This window comes from Rhodococcus sp. 05-2255-1e (assembly GCF_002259025.1).
Taxonomy (GTDB): Bacteria; Actinomycetota; Actinomycetes; order Mycobacteriales; family Mycobacteriaceae; genus Rhodococcoides; species Rhodococcoides fascians.
The window spans coordinates 74,577-96,316 of sequence record NZ_NOZE01000023.1 but is presented as its reverse complement, the minus strand read 5'-3'; the positions used below and the strand labels follow the sequence as shown (position 1 = coordinate 96,316).

The 21,740-nt window shown below is 65.7% G+C and carries 29 protein-coding genes; 22 read left to right on the top strand and 7 right to left on the bottom strand.

The window, feature by feature from the left end:
• Window positions 1-27: 27 nt before the first annotated feature.
• From bioB to CH262_RS15115, 3 genes are read left to right on the top strand one after another with little or no spacing between them, the layout of a single operon-like run.
• Window positions 28-1,020: a biotin synthase BioB gene (gene bioB, locus CH262_RS15125; RefSeq protein ID WP_032370319.1), complete on the top strand. Its 993-nt coding sequence runs from the start codon at window positions 28-30 to the stop codon at window positions 1,018-1,020.
• Window positions 1,021-1,042: 22 nt separating this feature from the next.
• Window positions 1,043-1,267 carry a biotin synthase auxiliary protein BsaP gene (gene bsaP, locus CH262_RS15120; RefSeq protein WP_032382834.1) on the top strand — a complete coding sequence of 75 codons (225 nt, stop codon included), beginning with the start codon at window positions 1,043-1,045 and terminating at the stop codon, window positions 1,265-1,267.
• Complete coding sequence (locus tag CH262_RS15115; RefSeq protein ID WP_027497306.1) at window positions 1,268-1,870, top strand: DUF2567 domain-containing protein; 603 nt, start codon at window positions 1,268-1,270, stop codon at window positions 1,868-1,870.
• A 13-nt stretch (window positions 1,871-1,883) separates the two neighbouring features.
• Here the strand turns inward: CH262_RS15115 and CH262_RS15110 are convergent, their stop codons facing one another.
• Complete coding sequence (locus CH262_RS15110; RefSeq protein ID WP_032406822.1) at window positions 1,884-2,582, bottom strand: NUDIX hydrolase; 699 nt, start codon at window positions 2,580-2,582, stop codon at window positions 1,884-1,886.
• A 79-nt stretch (window positions 2,583-2,661) separates the two neighbouring features.
• Between CH262_RS15110 and nadA the strand changes: the two genes are divergently transcribed.
• From nadA to CH262_RS15090, 4 genes are read left to right on the top strand one after another with little or no spacing between them, the layout of a single operon-like run.
• A complete protein-coding gene (gene nadA / locus CH262_RS15105; RefSeq protein WP_048318691.1) occupies window positions 2,662-3,720 on the top strand; it encodes a quinolinate synthase NadA in 1,059 nt (352 codons plus the stop codon).
• On the top strand, window positions 3,717-5,285 hold the full coding sequence (locus CH262_RS15100; protein WP_094717894.1) for an L-aspartate oxidase: 1,569 nt from the start codon (window positions 3,717-3,719) through the stop codon (window positions 5,283-5,285). Before nadA ends, CH262_RS15100 begins: the two co-directional genes overlap by 4 nt.
• Before the next feature lies 1 nt (window position 5,286).
• On the top strand, window positions 5,287-6,162 hold the full coding sequence (gene nadC / locus CH262_RS15095; protein ID WP_094717893.1) for a carboxylating nicotinate-nucleotide diphosphorylase: 876 nt from the start codon (window positions 5,287-5,289) through the stop codon (window positions 6,160-6,162).
• Window positions 6,163-6,195: 33 nt separating this feature from the next.
• Entirely contained in the window at window positions 6,196-6,570 is a 375-nt protein-coding gene (locus tag CH262_RS15090) for an RNA-binding S4 domain-containing protein (protein ID WP_048318694.1), read from the top strand.
• A 23-nt stretch (window positions 6,571-6,593) separates the two neighbouring features.
• Here CH262_RS15090 and CH262_RS15085 read toward each other — a convergent pair whose 3' ends face one another.
• Window positions 6,594-7,577 carry a LysR family transcriptional regulator gene (locus CH262_RS15085; RefSeq protein ID WP_094717892.1) on the bottom strand — a complete coding sequence of 328 codons (984 nt, stop codon included), beginning with the start codon at window positions 7,575-7,577 and terminating at the stop codon, window positions 6,594-6,596.
• 78 nt (window positions 7,578-7,655) lie between these two features.
• On the opposite strand from CH262_RS15085, the gene CH262_RS15080 reads away from it, so the two are divergent.
• Window positions 7,656-8,072 carry a DUF5997 family protein gene (locus CH262_RS15080; RefSeq protein WP_094717891.1) on the top strand — a complete coding sequence of 139 codons (417 nt, stop codon included), beginning with the start codon at window positions 7,656-7,658 and terminating at the stop codon, window positions 8,070-8,072.
• Here the strand turns inward: CH262_RS15080 and CH262_RS15075 are convergent.
• The 3 genes from CH262_RS15075 to rhtB are packed head-to-tail and all read right to left on the bottom strand — an operon-like array spanning window position 8,069 to window position 9,236.
• Entirely contained in the window at window positions 8,069-8,452 is a 384-nt protein-coding gene (locus tag CH262_RS15075) for a YchJ family protein (RefSeq protein WP_094717890.1), read from the bottom strand. The two genes, CH262_RS15080 and CH262_RS15075, sit on opposite strands and share 4 nt — an antisense overlap.
• A complete protein-coding gene (locus CH262_RS27680) occupies window positions 8,449-8,613 on the bottom strand; it encodes a hypothetical protein (protein ID WP_167669112.1) in 165 nt (54 codons plus the stop codon). Before CH262_RS27680 ends, CH262_RS15075 begins: the two co-directional genes overlap by 4 nt.
• Window positions 8,610-9,236, bottom strand: coding sequence for a homoserine/homoserine lactone efflux protein (rhtB, locus tag CH262_RS15070; RefSeq protein WP_094717889.1), 627 nt, complete (start codon window positions 9,234-9,236; stop codon window positions 8,610-8,612). Before rhtB ends, CH262_RS27680 begins: the two co-directional genes overlap by 4 nt.
• 83 nt (window positions 9,237-9,319) lie before the next feature.
• On the opposite strand from rhtB, the gene CH262_RS15065 reads away from it, so the two are divergent.
• The 12 genes from CH262_RS15065 (at window position 9,320) to hisI (ending at window position 18,356) form a co-directional block, all read left to right on the top strand.
• Window positions 9,320-9,787 carry an SRPBCC family protein gene (locus CH262_RS15065; protein WP_027497296.1) on the top strand — a complete coding sequence of 156 codons (468 nt, stop codon included), beginning with the start codon at window positions 9,320-9,322 and terminating at the stop codon, window positions 9,785-9,787.
• A gap of 49 nt (window positions 9,788-9,836) precedes the next feature.
• Complete coding sequence (locus tag CH262_RS15060) at window positions 9,837-10,355, top strand: DinB family protein (RefSeq protein ID WP_094718009.1); 519 nt, start codon at window positions 9,837-9,839, stop codon at window positions 10,353-10,355.
• 89 nt (window positions 10,356-10,444) lie between these two features.
• A complete protein-coding gene (gene hisD, locus CH262_RS15055; RefSeq protein ID WP_094717888.1) occupies window positions 10,445-11,797 on the top strand; it encodes a histidinol dehydrogenase in 1,353 nt (450 codons plus the stop codon).
• Window positions 11,794-12,924 (top strand): histidinol-phosphate transaminase, encoded by a 1,131-nt coding sequence (locus tag CH262_RS15050; RefSeq protein ID WP_094717887.1) that lies wholly within the window; start codon window positions 11,794-11,796, stop codon window positions 12,922-12,924. Before hisD ends, CH262_RS15050 begins: the two co-directional genes overlap by 4 nt.
• Complete coding sequence (hisB, locus tag CH262_RS15045) at window positions 12,921-13,544, top strand: imidazoleglycerol-phosphate dehydratase HisB (protein ID WP_027497292.1); 624 nt, start codon at window positions 12,921-12,923, stop codon at window positions 13,542-13,544. Before CH262_RS15050 ends, hisB begins: the two co-directional genes overlap by 4 nt.
• Window positions 13,545-13,605: 61 nt before the next feature.
• Window positions 13,606-14,712 (top strand): MFS transporter, encoded by a 1,107-nt coding sequence (locus CH262_RS15040; RefSeq protein WP_094717886.1) that lies wholly within the window; start codon window positions 13,606-13,608, stop codon window positions 14,710-14,712.
• Between the two features lie 9 nt (window positions 14,713-14,721).
• On the top strand, window positions 14,722-15,351 hold the full coding sequence (gene hisH / locus CH262_RS15035; protein ID WP_032386916.1) for an imidazole glycerol phosphate synthase subunit HisH: 630 nt from the start codon (window positions 14,722-14,724) through the stop codon (window positions 15,349-15,351).
• Complete coding sequence (locus CH262_RS15030) at window positions 15,348-15,563, top strand: hypothetical protein (RefSeq protein WP_027497289.1); 216 nt, start codon at window positions 15,348-15,350, stop codon at window positions 15,561-15,563. The genes hisH and CH262_RS15030 overlap by 4 nt, the downstream gene beginning before the upstream one ends.
• 83 nt (window positions 15,564-15,646) lie before the next feature.
• Window positions 15,647-16,381 carry a bifunctional 1-(5-phosphoribosyl)-5-((5-phosphoribosylamino)methylideneamino)imidazole-4-carboxamide isomerase/phosphoribosylanthranilate isomerase PriA gene (priA, locus tag CH262_RS15025; protein WP_032370327.1) on the top strand — a complete coding sequence of 245 codons (735 nt, stop codon included), beginning with the start codon at window positions 15,647-15,649 and terminating at the stop codon, window positions 16,379-16,381.
• A gap of 6 nt (window positions 16,382-16,387) precedes the next feature.
• Window positions 16,388-17,218, top strand: a complete 831-nt coding sequence (locus CH262_RS15020; protein ID WP_032370328.1) for an inositol monophosphatase family protein — start codon at window positions 16,388-16,390, stop codon at window positions 17,216-17,218.
• Window positions 17,215-17,988, top strand: coding sequence for an imidazole glycerol phosphate synthase subunit HisF (hisF, locus tag CH262_RS15015; protein ID WP_027497286.1), 774 nt, complete (start codon window positions 17,215-17,217; stop codon window positions 17,986-17,988). Before CH262_RS15020 ends, hisF begins: the two co-directional genes overlap by 4 nt.
• Window positions 17,989-18,002: 14 nt before the next feature.
• Complete coding sequence (gene hisI, locus CH262_RS15010; RefSeq protein ID WP_027497285.1) at window positions 18,003-18,356, top strand: phosphoribosyl-AMP cyclohydrolase; 354 nt, start codon at window positions 18,003-18,005, stop codon at window positions 18,354-18,356.
• Here the strand turns inward: hisI and CH262_RS15005 are convergent.
• Together CH262_RS15005 and CH262_RS15000 are read right to left on the bottom strand one after the other, a co-directional pair.
• Window positions 18,347-18,853, bottom strand: a complete 507-nt coding sequence (locus CH262_RS15005; protein ID WP_045841353.1) for a MarR family winged helix-turn-helix transcriptional regulator — start codon at window positions 18,851-18,853, stop codon at window positions 18,347-18,349. The two genes, hisI and CH262_RS15005, sit on opposite strands and share 10 nt — an antisense overlap.
• Before the next feature lie 88 nt (window positions 18,854-18,941).
• Window positions 18,942-19,403 (bottom strand): peroxiredoxin, encoded by a 462-nt coding sequence (locus tag CH262_RS15000; protein ID WP_027497283.1) that lies wholly within the window; start codon window positions 19,401-19,403, stop codon window positions 18,942-18,944.
• Between the two features lie 104 nt (window positions 19,404-19,507).
• Between CH262_RS15000 and CH262_RS14995 the strand changes: the two genes are divergently transcribed.
• Window positions 19,508-21,064 (top strand): anthranilate synthase component I, encoded by a 1,557-nt coding sequence (locus CH262_RS14995; protein ID WP_228139413.1) that lies wholly within the window; start codon window positions 19,508-19,510, stop codon window positions 21,062-21,064.
• A complete protein-coding gene (locus CH262_RS14990; protein ID WP_094717885.1) occupies window positions 21,061-21,726 on the top strand; it encodes a TIGR02234 family membrane protein in 666 nt (221 codons plus the stop codon). The genes CH262_RS14995 and CH262_RS14990 overlap by 4 nt, the downstream gene beginning before the upstream one ends.
• Window positions 21,727-21,740 lie beyond the last annotated feature (14 nt).

Genomic DNA, 21,740 nt, shown 5'->3' with positions numbered 1-21,740 from the left:
AGACCGTTCGATGACGAGGGGACCGGTATGGACATATTGCGTACGGCGCGCCTGCAGGTGCTCGACAACGGCATTGCGCTCGATCGATCCCAGGTGCTCGAGGTACTCGAGCTCGGAGAGGACCGTCTCGAAGAGACGATGCAACTGGCGCACGAGGTTCGGATGCGATGGTGCGGACCGGAAGTGGAGGTCGAGGGGATCGTCAGCCTCAAGACCGGAGGCTGCCCCGAGGACTGCCACTTCTGCTCGCAGTCGGGCCTGTTCGCCTCTCCGGTGCGGGCGGCCTGGCTCGATATTCCGTCGTTGGTCGAGGCGGCGAAACAGACCGCAAAGACCGGAGCCACGGAGTTCTGCATCGTGGCCGCAGTGCGGGGTCCGGACGCTCGACTGCTCGCGCAGGTCGCCGCAGGAATCGAGGCCATTCGCGGCGAGGTCGACATCGACATCGCTTGTTCGCTGGGCATGCTCGACCAGGATCAGGTCGACCAACTCGCCGCAATGGGTGTGCATCGCTACAACCACAACCTCGAGACCTCGCGGTCCTACTTTCCGAACGTGGTCACCACCCATACCTGGGAGGAACGCTGGAACACACTGCGGATGGTCCGCGAGGCCGGCATGGAGGTCTGTTGCGGAGGCATCCTCGGTATGGGCGAGACGCTGGAGCAGCGAGCCGAGTTCGCAGCCGATCTCGGCGCTCTCGAACCCGACGAGGTTCCCCTGAATTTCTTGAACCCACGTCCCGGAACGCCGTTCGGAGATCTGGACGTGCTGCCTGCATCGGATGCGTTGCGAGCCGTTGCCGCCTTCCGGCTGGCCCTGCCGCGGACGATTCTTCGATTCGCGGGCGGCCGCGAGATCACTCTCGGTGATCTCGGAGCTCAGCAGGGAATTCTGGGCGGCATCAACGCGATCATCGTCGGAAACTACTTGACGACGCTCGGTCGTCCCGCCGAGGAGGATCTCGATCTTCTCGGGGAACTGCAGATGCCGATCAAAGCGTTGAACTCGACGATCTGATGCGCGTATTAAGGTGGGTCGAATGACGAGCGAGAGCCGGTACGACCCGCACACCGGTCGGCCTGTCGAGGTCGGTACGGATGCGGGGGCACCGTCGTTCTCGGTTGCCGTCGGTCTCGGGCTGGAGCCGCCGAGGTACTGCGACCGGTGCGGTCGCAGGATGGTGGTGCAGATCGTGCCCGACGGATGGACGTCGGTGTGCTCGCGGCACGGCCTGATCGATTCCGCCGCGACGGGTAGGCGTTAGGTGACGACCTCGTCTGCCGTCGAGACTCCGGAGCGGCGTCGAACGCTTCGCTTTGTGGCTCTGGTCGGCGGTGTGACGATCGCGCTGTCCGCCGTCGGCGGTCTGCTGTGGGGATTCCTGGCACCGAGCCAGCAGTTGCTCGTCGTCGCGCAGGACAGAGGAGCAACACTGACTGGGGAGAGTCTGCATCGATTCGACGCTCTCGCCCTGTTCGTCCTCGTCTCGTTCGCTCTCGGCATTCTCGTGCCGATCGGGTGGTGGCTGTGGATTTCCCAGCGGGGTCCACGGCTGTTCGTGGCCGTGTTCGTCGGGTCGTTCGTCGGCTCGATCGCAGCAGTGCTGGTGGGCAACGGCGTTGCGGCGCTGCGATTCCCGAGGGCGGACGAGCCGGCCGTCGGATCGATCGTCCGGGTTGCACCGAGTATCGACACGCCAACGGCACTGATCGTGCAGGCGCTGACGGCGTCGTTGGTGATACTGCTGCTCGCGGCGATGAATCCCAACGACGATCTGCAGCACCCCGATTCCGATCCCGAGCTCGACGAGATCGAATTCGACGTCGCTCCGCCGCCGCCGTCGTTCGACTCGCGGGTGCCCGACTGACGGCGGATCTCGTTCATGCCTGTGGTGGCCGCAATGCCGCGAACTCGTCGGTGACGCGAATGCTGTTGTCGGCGAACCGGAACAATGCTGGAGGCCGTCCACCCGCTCGACCCGACGGTGCACGCCGTCCGGTGGGTTCGATGACGCCGCGGCGGCTCAGTACCCGTTGCAGATTGGTGGCGTCGACCTGATAGCCGAGGGCTGCGCCGTAGATTTCACGAAGCGTCGAAATCGCGAATTCTGCAGGAGCGAGGGCGAATCCGATGTTGGTGTACGACAGTTTGGCGACCAGTCGATGCCGTGCGTGCTCGACGACCGTTCCGTGATCGAACGACATGGCGGGCAGCTCCGACACCGGGTACCAGGTCGTATCCGCGGGCAGGGTCGGCTCGGCCGCGATCGGTACGAGGCCCAGGAACGTCGACGCGATTCGGCGATCTCCCGGCACTCTGTCGGGCTCGCTGAAGATGGACAGCTGCTCGAGGTGTGCCACCTTGCGTACGTCGACCTTCTCGGCGAGCTGTCTCCGCGCGGACGTGGCCAGGTTCTCGTCGTCGCGCAGGGTGCCCCCGGGGAGTGACCAGGTGCCCGCCTCGGGGTCGAGTGCACGCTGCCACAACAGGACCGCCAGTTCAGGGGTGTCGGGGTCGGAAAAGACCCGAACTTGGAACACCGCAATGAGTACTTCGTGGACGGTGCTACGATGAATCATGTTTTCGATCATAAGTCGAAAACTCCCTCGGAGGAAATTCGGTCACCGACGACCGGATGATCGGTGAAGGAGAACCGTCATGACCAGCAGCGCTACCCAGGTGAACTTCCTGGACTCGGCTTTCGCCGGAGTCCGCGACATCGTCGATGGAGCCGGTGGTTACGGGGGAGTCGACGCGTCGGCTGAATGGGCCGCGGAAGTGCGACGGCTCGCCGATCTGCGAGGTGCGACCCTGCTGGCGCACAACTACCAGCTGCCTGCGATTCAGGACGTTGCCGATCACGTGGGTGATTCGCTCGCGCTCTCGCGCATGGCCGCCGAGGTATCCGAGGACACCATCGTGTTCTGCGGCGTGCACTTCATGGCCGAGACCGCCAAGATCCTCAGCCCGCAGAAGACGATCCTGATCCCGGACCAGCGTGCGGGTTGCTCGCTCGCCGACTCGATCACTGCCGAGCAGTTGCGCGAGTGGAAGGCAGACTTCCCGGATGCCGTCGTCGTCTCTTACGTCAACACCACCGCTGAGATCAAGGCGCTCACCGATATCTGCTGCACTTCGTCCAACGCGGTCGAGGTCGTGCAATCGATCGATCCGAGCCGCGACATCCTCTTCCTGCCCGACCAGTTCCTCGGGGCTCATGTCAAGCGCGTGACCGGGCGCGAGAATCTGCACATCTGGGCCGGTGAATGCCACGTCCACGCAGGCATCAACGGCGACGAGCTCGCCGAGAAGTCTCGAACCCACCCCGATGCAGAGCTCTACGTGCATCCCGAATGCGGTTGCGCCACCTCGGCTCTCTACCTCGCCGGCGAAGGATTCGTGCCCGCCGACAAGGTCAAGATCCTCTCCACCGGCGGCATGCTCGACGCGGCCCGCGCCACCGAATCCAAGCAGGTTCTGGTCGCCACCGAGATCGGGATGCTGCATCAACTCCGCAGGGCTGCACCCGATGTCGACTTCTTGGCCGTCAACGACCGCGCGTCGTGCGGATACATGAAGATGATCACGCCCGCCGCGCTGTTGCGCTGCCTCGTCGAAGGGCGCGACGAGGTCCACGTCGACCTCGAAACGGCGAACATCGCCAGCAAGTCGGTGCAACGCATGATCGAGATCGGCACACCCGGCGGCGGCGAGTGAACCCGTCGGTCGCCTGGGAAACCGCGGCCGACCTCGTCGTCGTCGGCGGCGGAATCGCCGGACTGACCGCGGCTCGCACGGCCGCCGCTCGCGGCCTGCGCGTGCTGACGGTCAGCAAGGGCAGTTCGGTCGACACCGCGACCAAGTATGCGCAGGGCGGAATCGCAGTAGTCGGCACCGATCTCGGCGACTCGATCGACGCGCACGTGTCGGATACCTGCGCAGCAGGCGCGGGCCTGTGTGACGAGGATGCGGTGCGTTCCATCGTGTCGGGCGGCCGCGCGGCGATCGCGTCGCTCGAAGTCGCCGGCGCACATTTCGATCGCGCGCCCGACGGTTCGGTTTCCCGCACCCGAGAGGGTGGCCACAGTGTTCGCCGAATCATCCATTCCGGCGGCGATGCCACCGGAGCGGAGGTGCAACGCACACTGGACTCCGCAGTGCCTTCGGTGGAATTCGACACCACCGCGCTCCGTGTACTGACCACCGACGGCGAGGTGGCCGGACTCCTCGTGCGCGGGCCTCGCGGTGTCGGCGTCGTTCGCACCCCGACGGTGTTGCTCGCGACAGGCGGCCTGGGACAACTGTTCTCGTGCAGTACCAACCCGGCCGGTGCCACGGCCGACGGCATTGCGCTGGCTCTGGATGCGGGCGCACGGGTCGCGGATCTGGAGTTCGTTCAGTTCCACCCGACCGTGCTGTTCGCCGCAGGGTCGACGGGCCGTCGCCCGTTGATCAGCGAAGCGGTGCGTGGAGAGGGTGCACGCTTGGTCGATGCCACCGGCCGCGCATTCATGGACGGTGTTCATCCCATGGGCGACCTCGCACCACGCGACGTGGTCTCGCGTGCCATCGCCGAGTTGCTGCACCGCAGCGGCGACGACCACGTGTTGCTGGACGCCCGTCGCGTCGAGCACGTACGCGAGCGTTTCCCGACCGTGACGGCATCGTGCCTGGACGCCGGAATCGATCCCGCAACGGATCTCATCCCCGTGGCACCCGCCGCGCACTACTCGTGCGGGGGAGTCGTGACCGACACGTTCGGACGGACGTCCGTCTCGGGGTTGCTCGCTGCGGGTGAGGTGGCGCGCACCGGGCTGCACGGTGCCAACCGGCTGGCGTCGAACAGTCTGCTCGAGGGTCTGGTGGTCGGCGAACGCGCTGCGCTCGTCGCCGCGGAGCGGGTCGGAACCACGGTCGCGGTGTCCGATACCGCGCTGCCTATGTACCGCCGGATCGATCGCGCGGTACTGCAGCGAACCATGACCACGCACGTCGGTGTCGTCCGCGATGCGTCCGGTCTTGCGGACGCACAGAACGTGCTGGCATACGGCGTGGTGTCGGAACCTCCGGTCGACGGCGTAGCGGTCGAGGATGCCGCCCTGACGGCAGCGGCAGACGTGATCGTGCTGGCTGCGGCGCACCGCCGAGAGAGCCGAGGGTGTCACACCCGACGGGATTTCCCGGACAGCATGCCCGAGTACCGACGGAGCCTGTATGTCGAACGCGACGAGAACGGACGACTGACGATCGTGAACGATGACGTGATGACGGGAGCAAGCTGACATGACCGGTACTGCCGACGAAGTGAACCCGGGAGTCGATCGCGGCGAGGTTCTCGCACTCATCCGCACCGCGCTGGACGAGGATCTCCGGTACGGGCCGGATGTCACCACCATGGCAACGGTTCCCGAGGACGCCGTGGCCACGGCGTCGGTGGTGTCTCGACAGTTCGGCACCCTCGCGGGCCTCGATGTCGGACTGCTGGTTCTCGACGAGGTGATCGGTTCGGGCGCGTACTCGATCCGCCACAGGACCGCCGACGGATCGAATGTCGAACCCGGACAGGCTGTTCTGACGGTCGAAGCTCCCACCCGTGGATTGCTCACCGCCGAGCGCACCATGCTCAATATCGTCTGTCACCTGTCGGGTATCGCAACTGCCACGGCCGGCTGGGTCGCCGAGGTCGCAGAGACCGAGTGTCGCATTCGAGACAGTCGAAAGACGTTGCCCGGACTGCGATCGCTGCAGAAGTACGCGGTACGGGCGGGCGGCGGTGTCAACCATCGGATGGGTCTCGGTGACGCCGCGCTGATCAAGGACAACCACGTCGCGGCGGCCGGCTCCGTCGTCGCTGCCCTGCGAGCCGTGCGTGCCGCTGCGCCGAACATCGCCTGCGAGGTAGAGGTCGACAGTCTCGAACAACTCGACGAGGTGCTCGCCGAGAACGTCGAACTCGTTCTGCTGGACAACTTCGCGCTGTGGCAGACGCAGATGGCAGTGCAGCGCCGCGACAAGTTCGCGCCGGACACCAAGTTGGAATCCTCGGGTGGACTGACCGTCGACGTGGCTCGGGATTACGCGCGTACGGGGGTCGACTTCCTGGCGGTGGGCGGTCTGACACACTCGGTGACAGTGCTCGACCTCGGCCTGGACGTGTAGCCGAGCCTCACGATTCGAGGAAGACGTTCGAAGATGGAATTGCAGAGTGCCCGTCTGGACAGCTGGATCTGGGCGGTGCGACTGTTCAAGACGCGGTCTGCCGCGGCCGCAGCCTGTCGCGGTGGGCATGTCCGCGTCAACGGCACCCCCGCAAAGCCCGGCCAACGCATCGGGCCGGACGACGAGATCCGGCTGCGCGTGGAGGGCGTGGAAAAGATCGTCGTCGTCGTACGTGCCATCACCAAACGCGTCGGCGCAGCGGTCGTCCCCGAGTGCATGATCGATCGCAGTCCGCCGCCGCCACCGAAAGAGGTTCTGGCGTCGGTTCCCCGACGTGACCGCGGAACGGGCCGTCCGACCAAGCGTGATCGACGGGACATCGATCGGCTACGGCTGCGCCCCTCGTAGTCGTGAGCGAGGGCGAAGCCCGGCTAGCGTCTCTTTCCGCTGCGACGTGCGTTCGTTTTCGTCTTGACGACCGGTCGAGCCGGTTTGGAGGGCTGCGCCTTCTTCTTCTTGACGGGCGCGTCGTCCGACGATCCGCGTGAACTTCGCGTCGACCGGCCCCGCACGATGCCGATGAATTCTTCGATGCGGTCGTCTTCCCGCTCCGCCACCCAGGCCAGTGCGATCTGCGACTGCTCGACGTCGGTGACCGGGCGGTACACGAGATTCTTGCGAGCGTTGAAACGAGCAACCGAGTGCGGGACGATCGCCACCCCCAGCCCGGCAGCCACGTACTCGAAAGTCTCCGCAGTGCTGTTCATCGGTGGCAGTGCGGGACGATCGCCGGTGCTCAGTTCTGTTGCAACAGCAGCCCATTCGGGCACCGAGGCCGGATCGGCGAGCAGGTGTTCGTCCGCGAGGTCCAGCGCGGTGACCGAGTCGAATGCTGCGACCGCATGGTCTTTGGGCACCACCACGACCTGAACTTCCTGATACAGCCCGATGGCGTTCAGACCTTCACGGTCGATCGGCGGCCTGACGAAGCTGACGTCGACCGTTCTGTCACGCAGATGAGACACCTGCGTGTCCGGAGTCGTCGCCACGACGGACAACGCGACATCGGGAAACCGATCGGCCCAGATTCGCGTCCACTTGGTCAGCGTCACGCCCTCGGCGTATCCGATGGTGAAACTGCGCGGCTCGCCGGCAGCAACCTGTGCAACCTCCGAACGCCGATCGTCCTCGGCGATCTCGACCAACGCGCGTTCGAGCAGATCGCGTCCGTCGGCGGTGAGTTCGGTGGGGGAGGCACCCGGCACGAACAGGTCGACGCCGAGCAACTCTTCGAGTTCCACCACGGTCTTGCTGAGGCGGATTCGGGAGATTCCGAGCGACTGAGCAGCGCGGGCGAAATGCAGTTGTTGCGCCACTGCCGCATACCAGCGCAGTGTCTGCACATCGATGTTCACGGAGTCGAGCCTATGGGACGGTGTACGAAGCGCGGGACGGTGGCGTCGGGACCGCCGATTGCCGGATAAGCTGGTCCGGTGAGCCCGGAGAACAAACAGCAGACCATGAAGCCATTGACCGCGGCGAACAAGCTCGGCATCTATCTACCCGCAGCGCCGGAAGAGTTCCAGAACTCGATGATCAGCAGATCCGACCTGGACGCCCTGCGCAGTGATCCGCCGCAGTGGCTGACCGACTTGCAGACCGACGGACCCTTCCCCCGCGACGTGATCGCGAAGAAGCTCGACGTGTCCATCGCCGGATTGGCACGCGGCGGAGTCACCGAAGCGTTGACCAGTGTGGAGATCGAGGAACTGATCGCCAGCCCACCGCAGTGGCTGGTACGCGAGCGTCGGACTCAGATCCAGGTTCGCAAGGATGCCGAGCGCATCAAGGAGAAGCAGGAAGCGCGTCGCACCGCGAGCAATCGGCCCACGAAACTGCGCAACCTCTAGGGCGCGACGACTCCGTCGAGGTAGCGCCACCTGCCGTCGACCCGGACGAAACGGCTGATCTCCGACATCGTGCCGGCACCGTCGGGATGCTTGTACCGTGCCTCGAACTGCACGGTGCCGGTCTCGTCGAAAAGTCCGCCTGCGTCGGCAGCAAGGATGTCGAGTCGATACCACCGTTGGTTGGGGTCCAACTCCAGCTCGGCCGGTGCGGTGTCGGGATGCCAGGACGTCCGCAGGTAGGCAACGTCACCGACGGCGAACGCGGTGAAGCGCGAGCGCATCAGCTTCTCGGCCGTCGGCGCATCGACGGAGCCCGTCAGGTACGGCTCGCAACAGGCATCGAACGTCTCCCCACTCGAACACGGACACCGTGTACTCACTCGTCGACCTCCACTTCGACCGAGTACGTGCCGAGTTCGTGCTCGTCCCGCTTGCCCACGTCCTGAATCCAGGTGTTGGCTTCGAGCAGAGTGTCGAAGAGCCCCAACGGAATCGGATCTCCGCCGAGCGCATTCTTCATGATCACGCGGTATTTCCTCATGGGGTCACCCTTCGTACCGTGGCCAGAAATGTTGCGGCGGCAAAGAACAGGCCGGCGAACGTGCGGTTCATGGTCTTCTGCTGACGGTGCGACCGCATCATGCGGAGGGCTCGCGATGCCAGAGAGGTGTAACCGGTCATCACCAGCATGTCGACGACGACCATGGTCGCGGCGATGGCGAGGTACTGGGTGATCAGCGGCCGCGTCGGGTCGAGAAACTGGGGCAGTACAGCGACCATGAACACGACGGCTTTCGGGTTGCTCGCGTTGACGAGAAATCCTCGCGCGAGCATCGTCGTGCCTCGATCCGCCACTGCGGGGGCGTCCGCGACTTCGGACGGAGCCGACCGCCACTGGCGAATGCCGAGGTAGACCAGATAGGCGACACCGAACCACTTGATCGCGGTGAAGGCCAGGGCCGAATTGGCCAGGACGGCACCGAGTCCGACTGCGACGATGCCGATCTGGACCAGCAGGCCGATCTGCAGCCCGAAGATGTTCCAGTACCCGCGGCGCAGGCCGTAGCGCAGACCTGTGGACATCGACGCGATGGCTCCGGCTCCGGGAGACAGACTGATGACGATGCTCGCGCCGAGGAAGGCGAGCCACACTGACCAGGACATGTGTTCATTGAACTACGCCCGTCAATTCGCATTCTGCGCGGTGGCCGGGTGTCGATACGGTCATTGTGGGGTAGACGCTGCAGATGGCAGACATCAGAACCATCGACAGCGGTCCCCAGCAGGTCACGAGACAGACCGAGGTTCGAGCGCCGGCCGCCGAACTGTTCGACATCGTGGCCGATCCCACCCGGCACGGCGAGCTGGACGGATCCGGCACAGTCAAGGACACCGTCCGTGGACCCGAGAGGCTGAGCAGCGGCGCGAAATTCTCCGTCGGCATGAAGCAGTACGGCGTGCCGTACAAGATCACCAGCACCGTGACCGAGTTCGTGGATGCGGATCGACACAAGATCATCGAGTGGCAGCACCCGATGGGCCACAGCTGGCGCTGGGAATTCGAGGAGAAGCAGCCGGGCCTGACCACTGTCACCGAGAGCTTCGTCTACGGCACCGCCAAGGTTCCGAAAATGCTCGAGTTGTTCAAGATGCCGCAGAAGAATGCGCAGGGCATCACGAGCACACTGCACAATCTGGCTGCTCGTTACGCCTGACCTCTCGGACATCCCGTGGCGGTACGGGCCCTGCTCTACAGTGACCCGCATGCCGATCGAACCCGATACGAAGAACTGGACGTGGGTCCTCGACAGTGCCTGCCCCGACTGCGGGTTCGACTCGAGCTCCGTCGAATACGACGCCGTGCCCGGGTTGATTCGCGGCGACGTGGATCGATGGATCGCAGTGCTCTATCGCGAGGACGCGTCAGTGCGGCCCGACGATTCGACGTGGTCGGCGCTCGAATACGGCGCACATGTTCGGGATGCACACCGCATATTCCGCACCCGGTTGGCGCTGGTGCTGACCGAGGACGACCCCGAGTTCGACAACTGGGACCAGGACGCCACCGCCGTGGCCGAGAACTACAACGCACAGAATCCGGCGACGGTGGCGTCGGAACTCGGGGAAGCGGCACATGCATTGGCCGACGCCTTCTCGGCTGTGCCGCCGGAAGACCGTGATCGCAGAGGGCGACGCAGCGACGGTTCCCACTTCACCGTCGAAACTCTGGCGGCCTACTACATTCACGATCCCATCCACCATCTGTGGGACGTGCGGGGCTGAGCCGAATTCGGTGGAACTATCCTGATGGTTCGGACAACACTGATTCGACCGAACCCCGGCACCGAACCGACTCCACGAAGGGGCCCACTATGCCTGCCCGCATCGAGCTCGCCCGCGTCGATCTACGCGGACGAACTCCATCCACTGCCGAACTACGCGGCGCTCTTCCCCGAGGCGGAGTGGATGTCGATTCGGTGCTGCACCAGGTTCGGCCCGTCGTCGACGCCGTCAAGGACCGTGGGGCCGACGCGGCCCTCGAGTTCAGCGAGAAGTTCGACGGAGTCCGACCGGACCGCGTTCGGGTTCCGCAGCAGGAATTGGTTCGAGCTCTCGACGAGCTGGACCCGGCCGTCCGGTCCGCCCTCGAGGTCGCGATCGAGCGAACCCGACTGGTGCACTCGGATCAACGCCGCACCGACCACACCACCCAGGTGGTGCCCGGCGGCACGGTGACCGAGCGCTGGATTCCGGTCGATCGCGTGGGTCTCTACGTGCCCGGTGGCAACGCTGTGTACCCGTCGTCGGTCGTGATGAACGTGGTGCCTGCGCAGATCGCTGGCGTCGGTTCGCTGGTGGTGGCGTCGCCGCCGCAGAAGAACTTCGGTGGATTACCCCACCCGACGATCCTGGCGGCCGCGCAGCTCCTCGGAGTCGACGAGGTCTGGGCCGTCGGCGGCGGTCAGGGCATCGCCCTGCTGACGTACGGCGGGGTCGACACCGACGGCGAAGAACTGGCACCGGTCGATCTGATCACCGGCCCGGGCAACATCTACGTCACGGCGGCCAAGCGACTGTGTCGTTCGCTCATCGGAATCGACTCCGAGGCAGGCCCTACCGAGATCGCGGTTCTCGCCGACGGCACCGCGGATCCGCTGCACGTCGCAGCAGACCTGATCAGTCAAGCCGAGCACGACGTGATGGCCGCCAGTGTGCTGGTGACCGACAGCCTCGAACTCGCCGATGCCGTCGACGAGGCTGTCAATGCGCAGATGGCGTCCACCCGGCACGCAGAACGCGTCACCACGGCGCTGAGCGGTAGCCAGTCCGGAATCGTTCTGGTCGACGACGTCACACAGGGCCTGGCCGTGGTCAACGCCTATGCGGCCGAACACCTGGAGATTCAGACGAAGGATGCGTCCGACGTAGCCGCTCGCGTGCGCAGCGCCGGTGCTGTATTCGTGGGGGCGTGGTCTCCAGTGAGCCTCGGTGACTACTGCGCCGGCTCCAATCACGTACTGCCGACGGCCGGGTGCGCTCGGCATTCGTCCGGCCTGAGTGTGCAGACGTTCCTGCGTGGGATCCACGTGGTGGACTACAGTGAGGCCGCACTGAAAGATGTTGCTGCGCACGTCATTGCGCTGGCCAACGCCGAAGATCTCCCGGCTCACGGTGAGGCCGTTCGGCTGCGTTTCGAGGGGTTGCGTACCGGTGGTACATCATGAGTGATGCTCTGGGGCAATCAATTTCGCTCGACGATCTGCCGTTGCGCGAGGCGCTGATCGGCAAGTCGCCGTACGGCGCGCCGCAGCTCGCCGTGCCGGTTCAGTTGAACACCAATGAGAATCCGCACCCGCCGACGCAGGCACTGATCGACGACGTTGCCGAATCGGTGCGTATCGCCGCGGCGCAGCTGCACCGGTATCCGGATCGCGACGCGGACGACTTGCGAGCCGACCTGGCGCGGTATCTCACCGGGCAGACCGGCTTTGCGGTCGACACTGCCAACGTGTGGGCGGCCAACGGCTCCAACGAGATTCTGCAGCAACTCCTGCAGGCCTTCGGTGGGCCGGACCGTACCGCGCTGGGTTTCGTGCCGTCGTATTCGATGCACCCGATCATTTCGTCGGGGACTCAGACCGAGTGGATTCCGGCGCAGCGCCGGGCGGATTTCTCTCTCGACGTCGACTACGCAGTGCAGGCGATCGAGGAGCGTAAGCCGGACGTCGTGTTCGTGACCAGCCCCAACAATCCGACCGGGCACAGCATCGACGAGGCAGATCTGCGTCGAATCCTCGACGCCGCACCGGGAATCGTCGTGGTCGACGAGGCGTACGCCGAATTCTCCTCGGCGGCAAGCGCAATCGGATTGATCGAGAGCTACCCCAGCAAGATCGTCGTCAGTCGGACCATGAGCAAGGCGTTCGCGTTCGCCGGCGGCCGGCTGGGATACCTCGTTGCGGCCCCGGCCGTGATCGACGCAATGCTGTTGGTGCGCTTGCCCTATCACCTCTCGGTGGTCACGCAAGCTGCCGCTCGGGCCGCGTTGCGGCACGCCGACGACACCCTGGCGAGCGTGGCCGCATTGTCGGCCGAACGCGATCGCGTTGCCGAAACGCTCGTCGCACAGGGGTACGACGTGGTGCCGTCCGACGCCAACTTCCTGCTCTTCGGCCGGTTCTCCGATGCGGCCGCCACCTGGCAGCGGTACCTGGACGACGGCGTGCTCATCCGGGACGTCGGAATTCCCGGGTATCTGCGTGTCACCATCGGACTCGCTCACGAGAACGACCGATTCCTCACCGTCAGCTCGGAACTCGCATCGACCGAAAGAGCAGAGGCACTGCAGTGACCACACCCGCTCCCCGCATCGCCAAGATCGAGCGCACCACCAAGGAATCCGACATCTCCGTCGAGCTGAACCTCGACGGCACCGGCATCGTCGACATCTCCACCGGCGTGCCGTTCTACGACCACATGCTCACTGCCCTCGGCACCCATGCCCGCTTCGATCTCACCGTGCGGGCCAAGGGCGACATCGAGATCGAGGCGCATCACACGGTCGAGGACACTGCGATCGTGCTCGGGCAAGCGCTGGGACAAGCCCTCGGCGACAAGTCCGGCATCACCCGCTTCGGCGACTCGTTCATTCCGATGGACGAGACACTCGTGCATGCGGCGGTCGACGTGTCCGGCCGTCCCTACTGCGTGCACACCGGCGAGCCGGACTACATGGTGCACTCGGTGATCGGCGGCTACCCGGGTGTTCCGTACTCGACCGTGATCAACAAGCACGTGTTCGAGACCTTGGCGTCCAACGCTCGGATCGCGTTGCATGTCCGCGTCATCTACGGCCGCGACCAGCACCACATCACCGAGGCGGAGTTCAAGGCCGTCGCTCGGGCGCTGCGTCAGGCCACCGAATACGACCCTCGGGTCACCGGAATTCTCTCCACCAAGGGCAGTCTGTGATCGGTCGAGCGGTGCTCGTGCGTTGAGTGGTCTGAGTTCGATTCGTGGCCTCCCGGCCGCGATGGCCATGGGTGCGGCTGCGTTCGGCGGCTGGGGCCTGTTGCTCCCGGTGGTTCCGCTGGCGGTGTCGCAATCGGGTTCGTCCGACGCGGTGGCGGCAGCCAGCACCGCGGTATTCATGGCCACCACGGTCATCACCCAACTGTTCGTTCCCGCGATGCTGGTTCGCGTCGGCCATCGGCCCGTGCTCGCGGCCGGTTGCCTGCTTCTGGGTGTTCCGGCGTTGCTGTTCATCGTGTCGGTGCAGGCCGTACCGGCATTGGCCGTATCGGCGCTGCGGGGCACGGGTTTCGGAATGTTGACGGTCGCCGGGGCCGCCATCGTCGCCGAGTTGGCACCGACCCACTTGCTCGGCCGCGCGACGGGAGCACAGGGGATCGCGGTCGCGTTGTCGCAGATGGTGACGTTGCCGCTGGGCCTGGTGATCTTCGCGGCCAGCCCGACGGCGGTGTTCGTACTGGGGGCTCTGGTTCCCGCTGCGGGGTTGATCGGGGTGGCTCTGTTGCCGCCGACCCGGCCTGCACCGCAACCGGCTCGGGTCGACCGGGTCCGCCTCGACGCCCGGCGATTCCTGGTGCCGTGCCTCGTCGTTGCGTCGGTGTCGGCGTCGTACGGCGGCATCACCAGTCTGCTGCCGATCGCCGAATCCGACCGAGCCGCGATGATCGGCGTGGCCCTCGCCGTGGTCAGCGCCGCGATGTTGGTCGGTCGATATGCCGCCGGCTCGGTCGCCGATCGCATCGGAATCGGCCGGTCGGTGGTGCCTGCGCTCATCTCCGCGGCCCTGGGCGTCGGTTTGTTCGCCGTTGCCGCCGCGGGTGCCATGCCTGCCGCACTGTTCTTCGTCGCCGCTGTGTTGTTCGGAATCGGTTACGGCGCATGCCAGAACGACAGTCTGGTGATGGCCTTCGACGCGGCGGGGCCCGCGCGGTACAGCAGCGCCAGTGCCGTGTGGAACATCAGCTTCGATGCCGGTACCGGCGCAGGGGCGCTCGCCCTCGGTGTGGTCGCGACGAGTGTGGGCTACACCGCCGGGTTCACTGCAGGTGCAGCCACCGTTGCCGTTGTCGCGGCGGTGGCACTGATCGCGCGTCCACGTCCCCGATAGACTCGTTCCATGACTTCTGTGGTGTTGCTCGACTACGGCTCGGGCAATCTGCACTCGGCGAAAAGGGCGTTGGCCCGCGTCGGTGCCGACGTGACGGTGACCTCCGACTTCGACGAAGCCCTGAATGCAGAAGCGCTGGTGGTTCCCGGGGTCGGTGCATTTGCCGCCTGTATGGAGGGTCTGACGGCCGTTCGAGGTGAGCGCATCATCGGGCGTCGTCTCGCGGGTGGCCGCCCGGTACTGGGAATCTGCGTCGGCATGCAGATCCTCTTCGATCGCGGTGTCGAGTTCGGCGTCGAGGCGGACGGGTGCGGCGAATGGCCGGGCACTGTCGAACGCCTGCAGGCGGACGTGCTCCCGCACATGGGTTGGAACACCGTCGAGGCTCCGGAGAACAGCGTGTTGTTCGACGGCATCGACCGCGAGACACGGTTCTATTTCGTCCATTCCTACGCCGCGCAGCAGTGGGAGCTCGAACCGAGCGAGACCATCGCCGCGCCGTTGCTCACGTGGGCCGATCACGGTGGGCGCTTCCTCGCTGCCGTGGAGAACGGCGCGCTCTCGGCCACGCAGTTCCACCCCGAGAAGTCCGGCGACGCCGGTGCCGCGTTGCTCGAGAACTGGGTTCGATCGGTGTGAGCGAACGCGAGTTCTCGCTCGGCCGGTTGGCGTTTCGAGCGCTCGGGGCGGCAGTTGCGGTACTTGCCCTCGCGACCGTGTCGATCGCTGTGTGGCAGCCCACCGCCGGCGTTGCTCTGCTCATCGCGTTGGCCGGAGTTGTCGGGGCGATCACGGCCATGGGGGTCGTGTCCACGCGCATGACGCGCAAGGAACTCGGTCCCGACAGCTGACGGTCCGTCCCGGCGGCCTGCGGATGCAGGCAGTGCTGACCCGTTTTGAATTCGACGCGAGTCGGCCCGTAGCATAACCGCACGTGAGCCTGGTCTTATTGCCTGCTGTCGATGTCGCAGGCGGCGAAGCTGTCCGTCTCGTTCAAGGGGAAGCCGGTAGCGAAACGAAGTACGGTTCGCCCCGTGATGCCGCCCTGGCGTGGCAGAACGACGGTGCCGAGTGGGTCCATCTGGTGGATCTCGATGCCGCGTTCGGGCGCGGGTCCAACCGTGAACTGTTGGCCTCGGTGGTCGGTGAGCTCGATGTGAAGGTCGAGCTCTCGGGCGGAATTCGCGACGACGATTCCCTGCGCGCCGCCCTCGCAACCGGATGCGCACGCGTCAACCTGGGTACGGCGGCTCTGGAAGACCCCGAGTGGTGCGCTCGTGCGATCGGCGAATTCGGCGATCGTGTCGCGGTCGGCCTCGACGTGCTGATGGTGGACGGCGCGCCTCGTCTGCGTGGCCGCGGTTGGGTCAGCGACGGCGGTGGCCTGTGGGAAGTACTCGAGCGGCTCGAACGCGACGGCTGCTCGCGGTACGTCGTCACCGACGTCACCAAGGACGGCACCCTGACCGGCCCGAACCTCGAACTTCTCGCCGACGTGTGCGACAGGACCGACAAGCCGGTCATCGCGTCCGGCGGCGTGTCGACGATCGCCGACCTCGAAGCGATCGCCGGACTGGTCGACCGTGGCGTGGAGGGATCCATCGTCGGAAAAGCCTTGTACGCCGGGCGTTTCACACTGCCCGATGCCCTCTCGGCAGTGTCTCGGTAACGACGAATGACCCTTCCCGAGGAACCGAGTCGTCTGCTCGAGATCGCCGGTGGGTTGCTCGACGGCATCCATGATCGGTTCCTCGCGGGCGTCGGCGCACCGAGTGCCGTGCAGAAGGGCCCCGACGACTTCGCCACCGCGGTGGATCTCGAACTCGAGCGTCGTCTGGGCGCGGAACTGTACGACGCCACCGGAATCGCCGTTCACGGTGAAGAGTTCGGCGGTCCCGATCTGAACTCCGGTCTCGTATGGGTACTCGACCCGATCGACGGCACATTCAACTACTCGTCCGGATTGCCCTCTGCCGGAACGTTGTTGGCGTTGCTCGATGACGGGGTGCCGGTCCTCGGGCTCACGTGGCTACCACTGGTGAATCAGCGATTCTCTGCCGTGGCGGACGGCCCGTTGCTTCTGAACGGGGCCCCGCTACCCGCACTGCAACCGAAGTCGTTGCGCGAGTCGATGATCGGGTTCGGTGCGTTCAACGTTGCCAGCCGTGGATCCATCCCCGGCCGCTTCCGGTTTCGCATTCTCGAAGAGTTGTCGATGCACTCCTCGCGGCTGCGCATGCACGGTGCCACCGGAGTCGATCTGGCGTACACCGCCAGCGGCGTACTGGGCGGCGCGGTGGTCTTCGGATACCGCGCCTGGGACAACGCTGCCGGGGCCCTGCTGGTTCGTGCTGCGGGCGGAATCGTCACCGATCTCGCAGGCCGACCGTGGACCATCGATTCGAAGTCGGTGCTCGCGGCCGGCCCCGGAGTACACGGCGAACTGCTGAAGGTGATCACCGAACTCGGTGCACCCGGCGACTATTTGGAAGGACCGGTGCGATGAGCGTTGCGGTCAGAGTGATCCCGTGCCTCGACGTCGATGCCGGACGTGTCGTCAAGGGCGTCAACTTCGAAAACCTCCGCGACGCAGGTGATCCCGTCGAGCTCGCGGCAGCGTACGACGCACAGGGAGCCGACGAACTGACGTTCCTCGACGTCACGGCGTCCACATCCGATCGAGGAACCATGCTCGACGTCGTCAGCCGCACCGCCGAGCAGGTGTTCATTCCCCTGACCGTCGGTGGGGGAGTACGCACTGTCGCCGACGTCGACCTACTGCTGCGGGCCGGTGCCGACAAGGTCAGCGTCAACACCGCAGCCATCGCTCGGCCGGAGTTGCTGCGCGAGCTCAGTGAGCGATTCGGGTCCCAGTGCATCGTCCTGTCGGTGGATGCACGCACCGTCCCGCAGGGACAGCAGGACACCCCGTCGGGCTGGGAAGTCACCACCCACGGCGGCAAGCGTGGAACCGGTATCGACGCCGTCGAATGGGCAGTACGCGGTGCCGAACTGGGAGTCGGTGAGATCCTTCTCAATTCGATGGATGCCGACGGCACGAAGGCCGGATTCGACCTGCCGATGATCGCGGCGGTCCGGTCCGCCGTGCACGTTCCCGTCATCGCCAGCGGAGGAGCAGGGCGCGTCGAACATTTCGCGCCCGCCGTCCACGCCGGAGCCGACGCCGTCCTCGCCGCAAGCGTGTTCCACTTCGGGGACCTCACCATCGGCCAGGTCAAAGAATCGATGCGCGCCGAGCGCATCGTCGTCCGCTAGCGAAGAGGTTTTCGATGACTCTCGACCCGACGCTGTCCGCCCGGCTCAAGCGAAACGAAGCCGGACTGTTCAGTGCTGTGGTGCAGGAGCGCTCGACCGGCCAGGTACTGATGGTTGCCTGGATGGACGACGAAGCGTTGTCGCGCACGCTCGCGACGCGCAAGGGCACCTACTACTCCAGGTCCAGGCAGCAGTACTGGGTCAAAGGCGAGACCTCGGGGCACACGCAGTACGTGCACGAGGTCCGGCTCGATTGTGACGGGGACACAGTGCTGTTGGTCGTCGACCAGATCGGCGCGGCATGCCACACCGGCACCCACACCTGCTTCGACTCCGACGTGCTGTTGGGGCCCGCGGCTCAGGCGTGACCGGTTCCTGCGGCAATTCCCTTGTCCAGCTGAGTGAGTAGCGTCGTGCTCAGAGTCGACAGTCGACCCACCTCCGCGTCGGACAGTCCGTCGAATATCAGAGCCTGCACTGTTTCGACGTGTCCTGGCGCCGATGCCACGACCTTCTCCATGCCGGCGTCGGTCAGCACCGCATAGGAACCGCGGCTCCCCGGGATACTTTCGCGGCGAACCCATCCCGCCTTCTCGAGCTTGGTGACCACGTGCGACAGACGTGAAAGCGACGCGTTGGCGTACTCCGCGAGATCGCGCAGTTGAATTCGTCGCTGTGGGTTCTCGCTGACGACCGCGAGGACGAAGTAATCGAAGTGGGTCAACTGCGAATCGCGTTGCAGCTGGGCGTCCAATGCTGCGGGCAGTCGGGTGACCAGGGCGACGAGCGCGCGCCACGCCTCTTGCTGGCTCTCGGTGAGCCAGCGGGGATCCACCGCATCATTCGGTGTCGCCGACGTGTCCATCGCGGGTACCTCTCGATCGAGACAGTTGTGTTCTGCACATGATGCCTCGAGCATCCCCGGGCCCGAGGCATCGCGTCGAACAATCGGCCTAGCTGCGGTGCGCGCGCAGGTATTCCAGCGCCTTGTCCGCGTGGGCCTCGAATCGCAGCTCACTGGAGAAACTCTCGAGGACCTTGCGGTCGGTACCGATGACGAACGTCGCGCGCTTGACCGGGGAGAGCTTGGCGAGCAGGCCGCGCTTGACCCCGAATGCGGTCGCGACGGCACCGTCCTCGTCGGAGAGCAACGGATAGTCGAACGATTTGGCGGCGGCGAACTCGGCCTGCTTGGCGACCGCGTCGGCGCTGATGCCGACCCGGGTGGCACCCACCTCGGCGAATTCGCCTGCGAGATCGCGGAAATGGCAGGCTTCGGCGGTGCATCCGGGGGTGAATGCAGCCGGGTAGAAGAACAGCACTATCGGACCGTCGGTAAGCAATTCGGTCAGCGTTCGCAGCTTTCCGGTCTGGTCCGGCAGGGAAAAATCGGGAACGAGCTCGCCTGGTTTCATGGTCGGCAGGTTACCGCGCGCGAGGGTGTCGCCGCCGAACCTGGGAGGATGGGGTCATGCACGGCGAGACGACTCCCCACACGAGCCCCACCGAGACCGCATCCATGGACGCCGCACCCATCGACGCCCAACCCACCGATGCCGCGGACTCGACCACGTCCCGGGAGGTGTTCCGCCAGCTCGCCGCCGAGCATCGAGTGGTGCCGGTGACGCGAAAGGTGCTCGCCGACTCCGAAACTCCGTTGTCGGCGTACCGCAAGCTTGCCGCCGACCGACCCGGAACGTTCTTGCTCGAATCCGCGGAGAACGGGCGGTCGTGGTCGAGATGGTCGTTCATCGGTGCGGGTGCGCCTGCGGCGCTGACGGTGGTCGACGGCGAGGCGGCGTGGCGCGGCAACGTGCCCGCAGGTGTCCCGAGCGGCGGTGACCCCCTCGACGTGTTGGCTCGAACCTTGGAGCTACTCCATTCCGAGCGCGTGCCGGGCCTGCCGCCGTTGACCGGCGGAATGGTCGGATATCTCGGATACGACTCGGTGCGGCGCATCGAGAAGCTGCCCGAACATGCGCAGGACGACCTCGGCATCCCCGAGATGGTCATGTTGCTGGCCACCGATCTGGCGGCCGTGGACCATCACGAAGGATCGATCACCCTGATCGCGAACGCGGTCAACTGGAACGGCACCGACGAGCACGTCGACCGGGCCTACGACGACGCGGTGAGTCGCCTGGACCGGATGTGCGCGGATCTGTCCGAGCCTGCTGCGTCGACGGTGTCGGTCTTCTCCAAGTCCGCGCCCCGTTTCCGCAGGCAGCGGACATCGGAGGGATTCGGTGCCGATGTCGAGCGGCTGGTCGAGGAGATCGAGGCCGGTGAAGCGTTTCAGGTGGTGCTCTCGCAGCGCTTCGAGATGGACACCGAGGCGTCTCCTCTCGACGTCTATCGCATGCTGCGGGCCTCGAATCCCAGCCCGTACATGTATCTGATGCACGTGCCGGGGGAGAACGACGAGACGGCGTTCTCGATCGTCGGATCCAGCCCCGAAGCTCTCGTGACGGTGAAGGACGGTCTCGCGACCACGCACCCGATCGCCGGTACGCGCTGGCGCGGTGCCTCCGAGGAGGACGACGTGCTGCTCGAGAAGGATCTGCTGGCCGACGAGAAGGAGAACGCGGAGCATCTGATGCTCGTCGATCTCGGTCGCAACGATCTCGGCCGAGTGTGTGCTCCCGGGACGGTGCGCGTGGGCGACTACCGCCATATCGAGCGCTACAGCCACGTCATGCACCTGGTGTCGACGGTGACGGGACGGCTCGCCGAGGGAAAGCGGGCTCTGGACGCAGTCAAGGCGTGCTTCCCCGCGGGCACGCTGTCGGGTGCACCCAAGGTGCGGGCAATGGAACTGATCGACGAGCTCGAGCCGACGCGGCGTGGCATCTACGGCGGCATCGTCGGCTATCTCGACTTCGCCGGGGACGCCGATACCGCAATCTCGATTCGCACCGCGCTCATCAAGGACGGCACGGCGTACGTGCAGGCCGGTGCCGGAGTCGTGGCCGACTCGGTAGCGGAATACGAGGACGACGAAGCGAGGAACAAGGCCATGGCCGTGCTGAGTGCCGTCGCAGCAGCCGAAACGCTGCGTGAGGTCGGTGGCCGATGACCGAACGCTCCGGCGGTCGCGGATCGGCCGTTCTGCCTGTCGTGCTGCTCGTGGTTGCGGCCGCATGCCTGTGGGGTGCGTCCAGAATGACGTGGGTGAGCGTGACGTCCTCCGACGGTCTCGGCGAGAGCCGGACCGACGATCTCGTCGGCAGTACCTGGGCCGCCGCCACGACTCCTCTCGCCTTGGTGCTTGTCGCTGCTGTGGCGGCCTCGTTCGCGGTGCGCGGGTGGGCATCTCGGGTTCTGGCGTTGCTCATCGCGGTGGTTGCGATCGCTGCGGCGATTCCGGCCGTTCGGCTACTCGCCGCGGGGGCTTCGGACTCGGAGGCGGCTGCGCTCGCCGAGCTCCCGGCTCGTGCCGAGGTGACGATGACGACGGCATCGACACTGCCCGCGCTGATCACGCTCGCAGGGACCCTGTGTGCGTTCGCGGCGGCTGCCCTGTCGATTCGGAAATCTTTTGGCCCACAGGTACTCTCGTCCAAGTACGCAGCTCCGGCTGTGCGGCGCGACGAAGTGGCTCGCCGGGCCGCTGGAACCACGTCCGCCGTGGGTGCACAGGACGAGGGTGAAGACCTGACCGAGCGCATGATGTGGGACGCGCTCGATGCCGGTGAAGACCCTACCGACGAGTCCGGTACCCGGCGTTCGTCGGATTGATTCGGCCCTCTACG

Coding starts and splice junctions, on each gene's coding strand:
- bioB (WP_032370319.1), top strand. CDS start 28: ATGGACATATTGCGTACGGCGCGCCTGCAGGTGCTCGACAACGGCATT.
- bsaP (WP_032382834.1), top strand. CDS start 1,043: ATGACGAGCGAGAGCCGGTACGACCCGCACACCGGTCGGCCTGTCGAG.
- CH262_RS15110 (WP_032406822.1), bottom strand. CDS start 2,582: ATGATTCATCGTAGCACCGTCCACGAAGTACTCATTGCGGTGTTCCAA.
- nadA (WP_048318691.1), top strand. CDS start 2,662: ATGACCAGCAGCGCTACCCAGGTGAACTTCCTGGACTCGGCTTTCGCC.
- nadC (WP_094717893.1), top strand. CDS start 5,287: ATGACCGGTACTGCCGACGAAGTGAACCCGGGAGTCGATCGCGGCGAG.
- CH262_RS15090 (WP_048318694.1), top strand. CDS start 6,196: ATGGAATTGCAGAGTGCCCGTCTGGACAGCTGGATCTGGGCGGTGCGA.
- CH262_RS27680 (WP_167669112.1), bottom strand. CDS start 8,613: ATGAGGAAATACCGCGTGATCATGAAGAATGCGCTCGGCGGAGATCCG.
- rhtB (WP_094717889.1), bottom strand. CDS start 9,236: ATGTCCTGGTCAGTGTGGCTCGCCTTCCTCGGCGCGAGCATCGTCATC.
- CH262_RS15065 (WP_027497296.1), top strand. CDS start 9,320: ATGGCAGACATCAGAACCATCGACAGCGGTCCCCAGCAGGTCACGAGA.
- CH262_RS15060 (WP_094718009.1), top strand. CDS start 9,837: ATGCCGATCGAACCCGATACGAAGAACTGGACGTGGGTCCTCGACAGT.
- hisD (WP_094717888.1), top strand. CDS start 10,445: ATGCCTGCCCGCATCGAGCTCGCCCGCGTCGATCTACGCGGACGAACT.
- CH262_RS15050 (WP_094717887.1), top strand. CDS start 11,794: ATGAGTGATGCTCTGGGGCAATCAATTTCGCTCGACGATCTGCCGTTG.
- CH262_RS15040 (WP_094717886.1), top strand. CDS start 13,606: ATGGCCATGGGTGCGGCTGCGTTCGGCGGCTGGGGCCTGTTGCTCCCG.
- hisH (WP_032386916.1), top strand. CDS start 14,722: ATGACTTCTGTGGTGTTGCTCGACTACGGCTCGGGCAATCTGCACTCG.
- CH262_RS15020 (WP_032370328.1), top strand. CDS start 16,388: ATGACCCTTCCCGAGGAACCGAGTCGTCTGCTCGAGATCGCCGGTGGG.
- hisF (WP_027497286.1), top strand. CDS start 17,215: ATGAGCGTTGCGGTCAGAGTGATCCCGTGCCTCGACGTCGATGCCGGA.
- hisI (WP_027497285.1), top strand. CDS start 18,003: ATGACTCTCGACCCGACGCTGTCCGCCCGGCTCAAGCGAAACGAAGCC.
- CH262_RS15005 (WP_045841353.1), bottom strand. CDS start 18,853: ATGGACACGTCGGCGACACCGAATGATGCGGTGGATCCCCGCTGGCTC.
- CH262_RS15000 (WP_027497283.1), bottom strand. CDS start 19,403: ATGAAACCAGGCGAGCTCGTTCCCGATTTTTCCCTGCCGGACCAGACC.
- CH262_RS14995 (WP_228139413.1), top strand. CDS start 19,508: ATGGACGCCGCACCCATCGACGCCCAACCCACCGATGCCGCGGACTCG.
- CH262_RS14990 (WP_094717885.1), top strand. CDS start 21,061: ATGACCGAACGCTCCGGCGGTCGCGGATCGGCCGTTCTGCCTGTCGTG.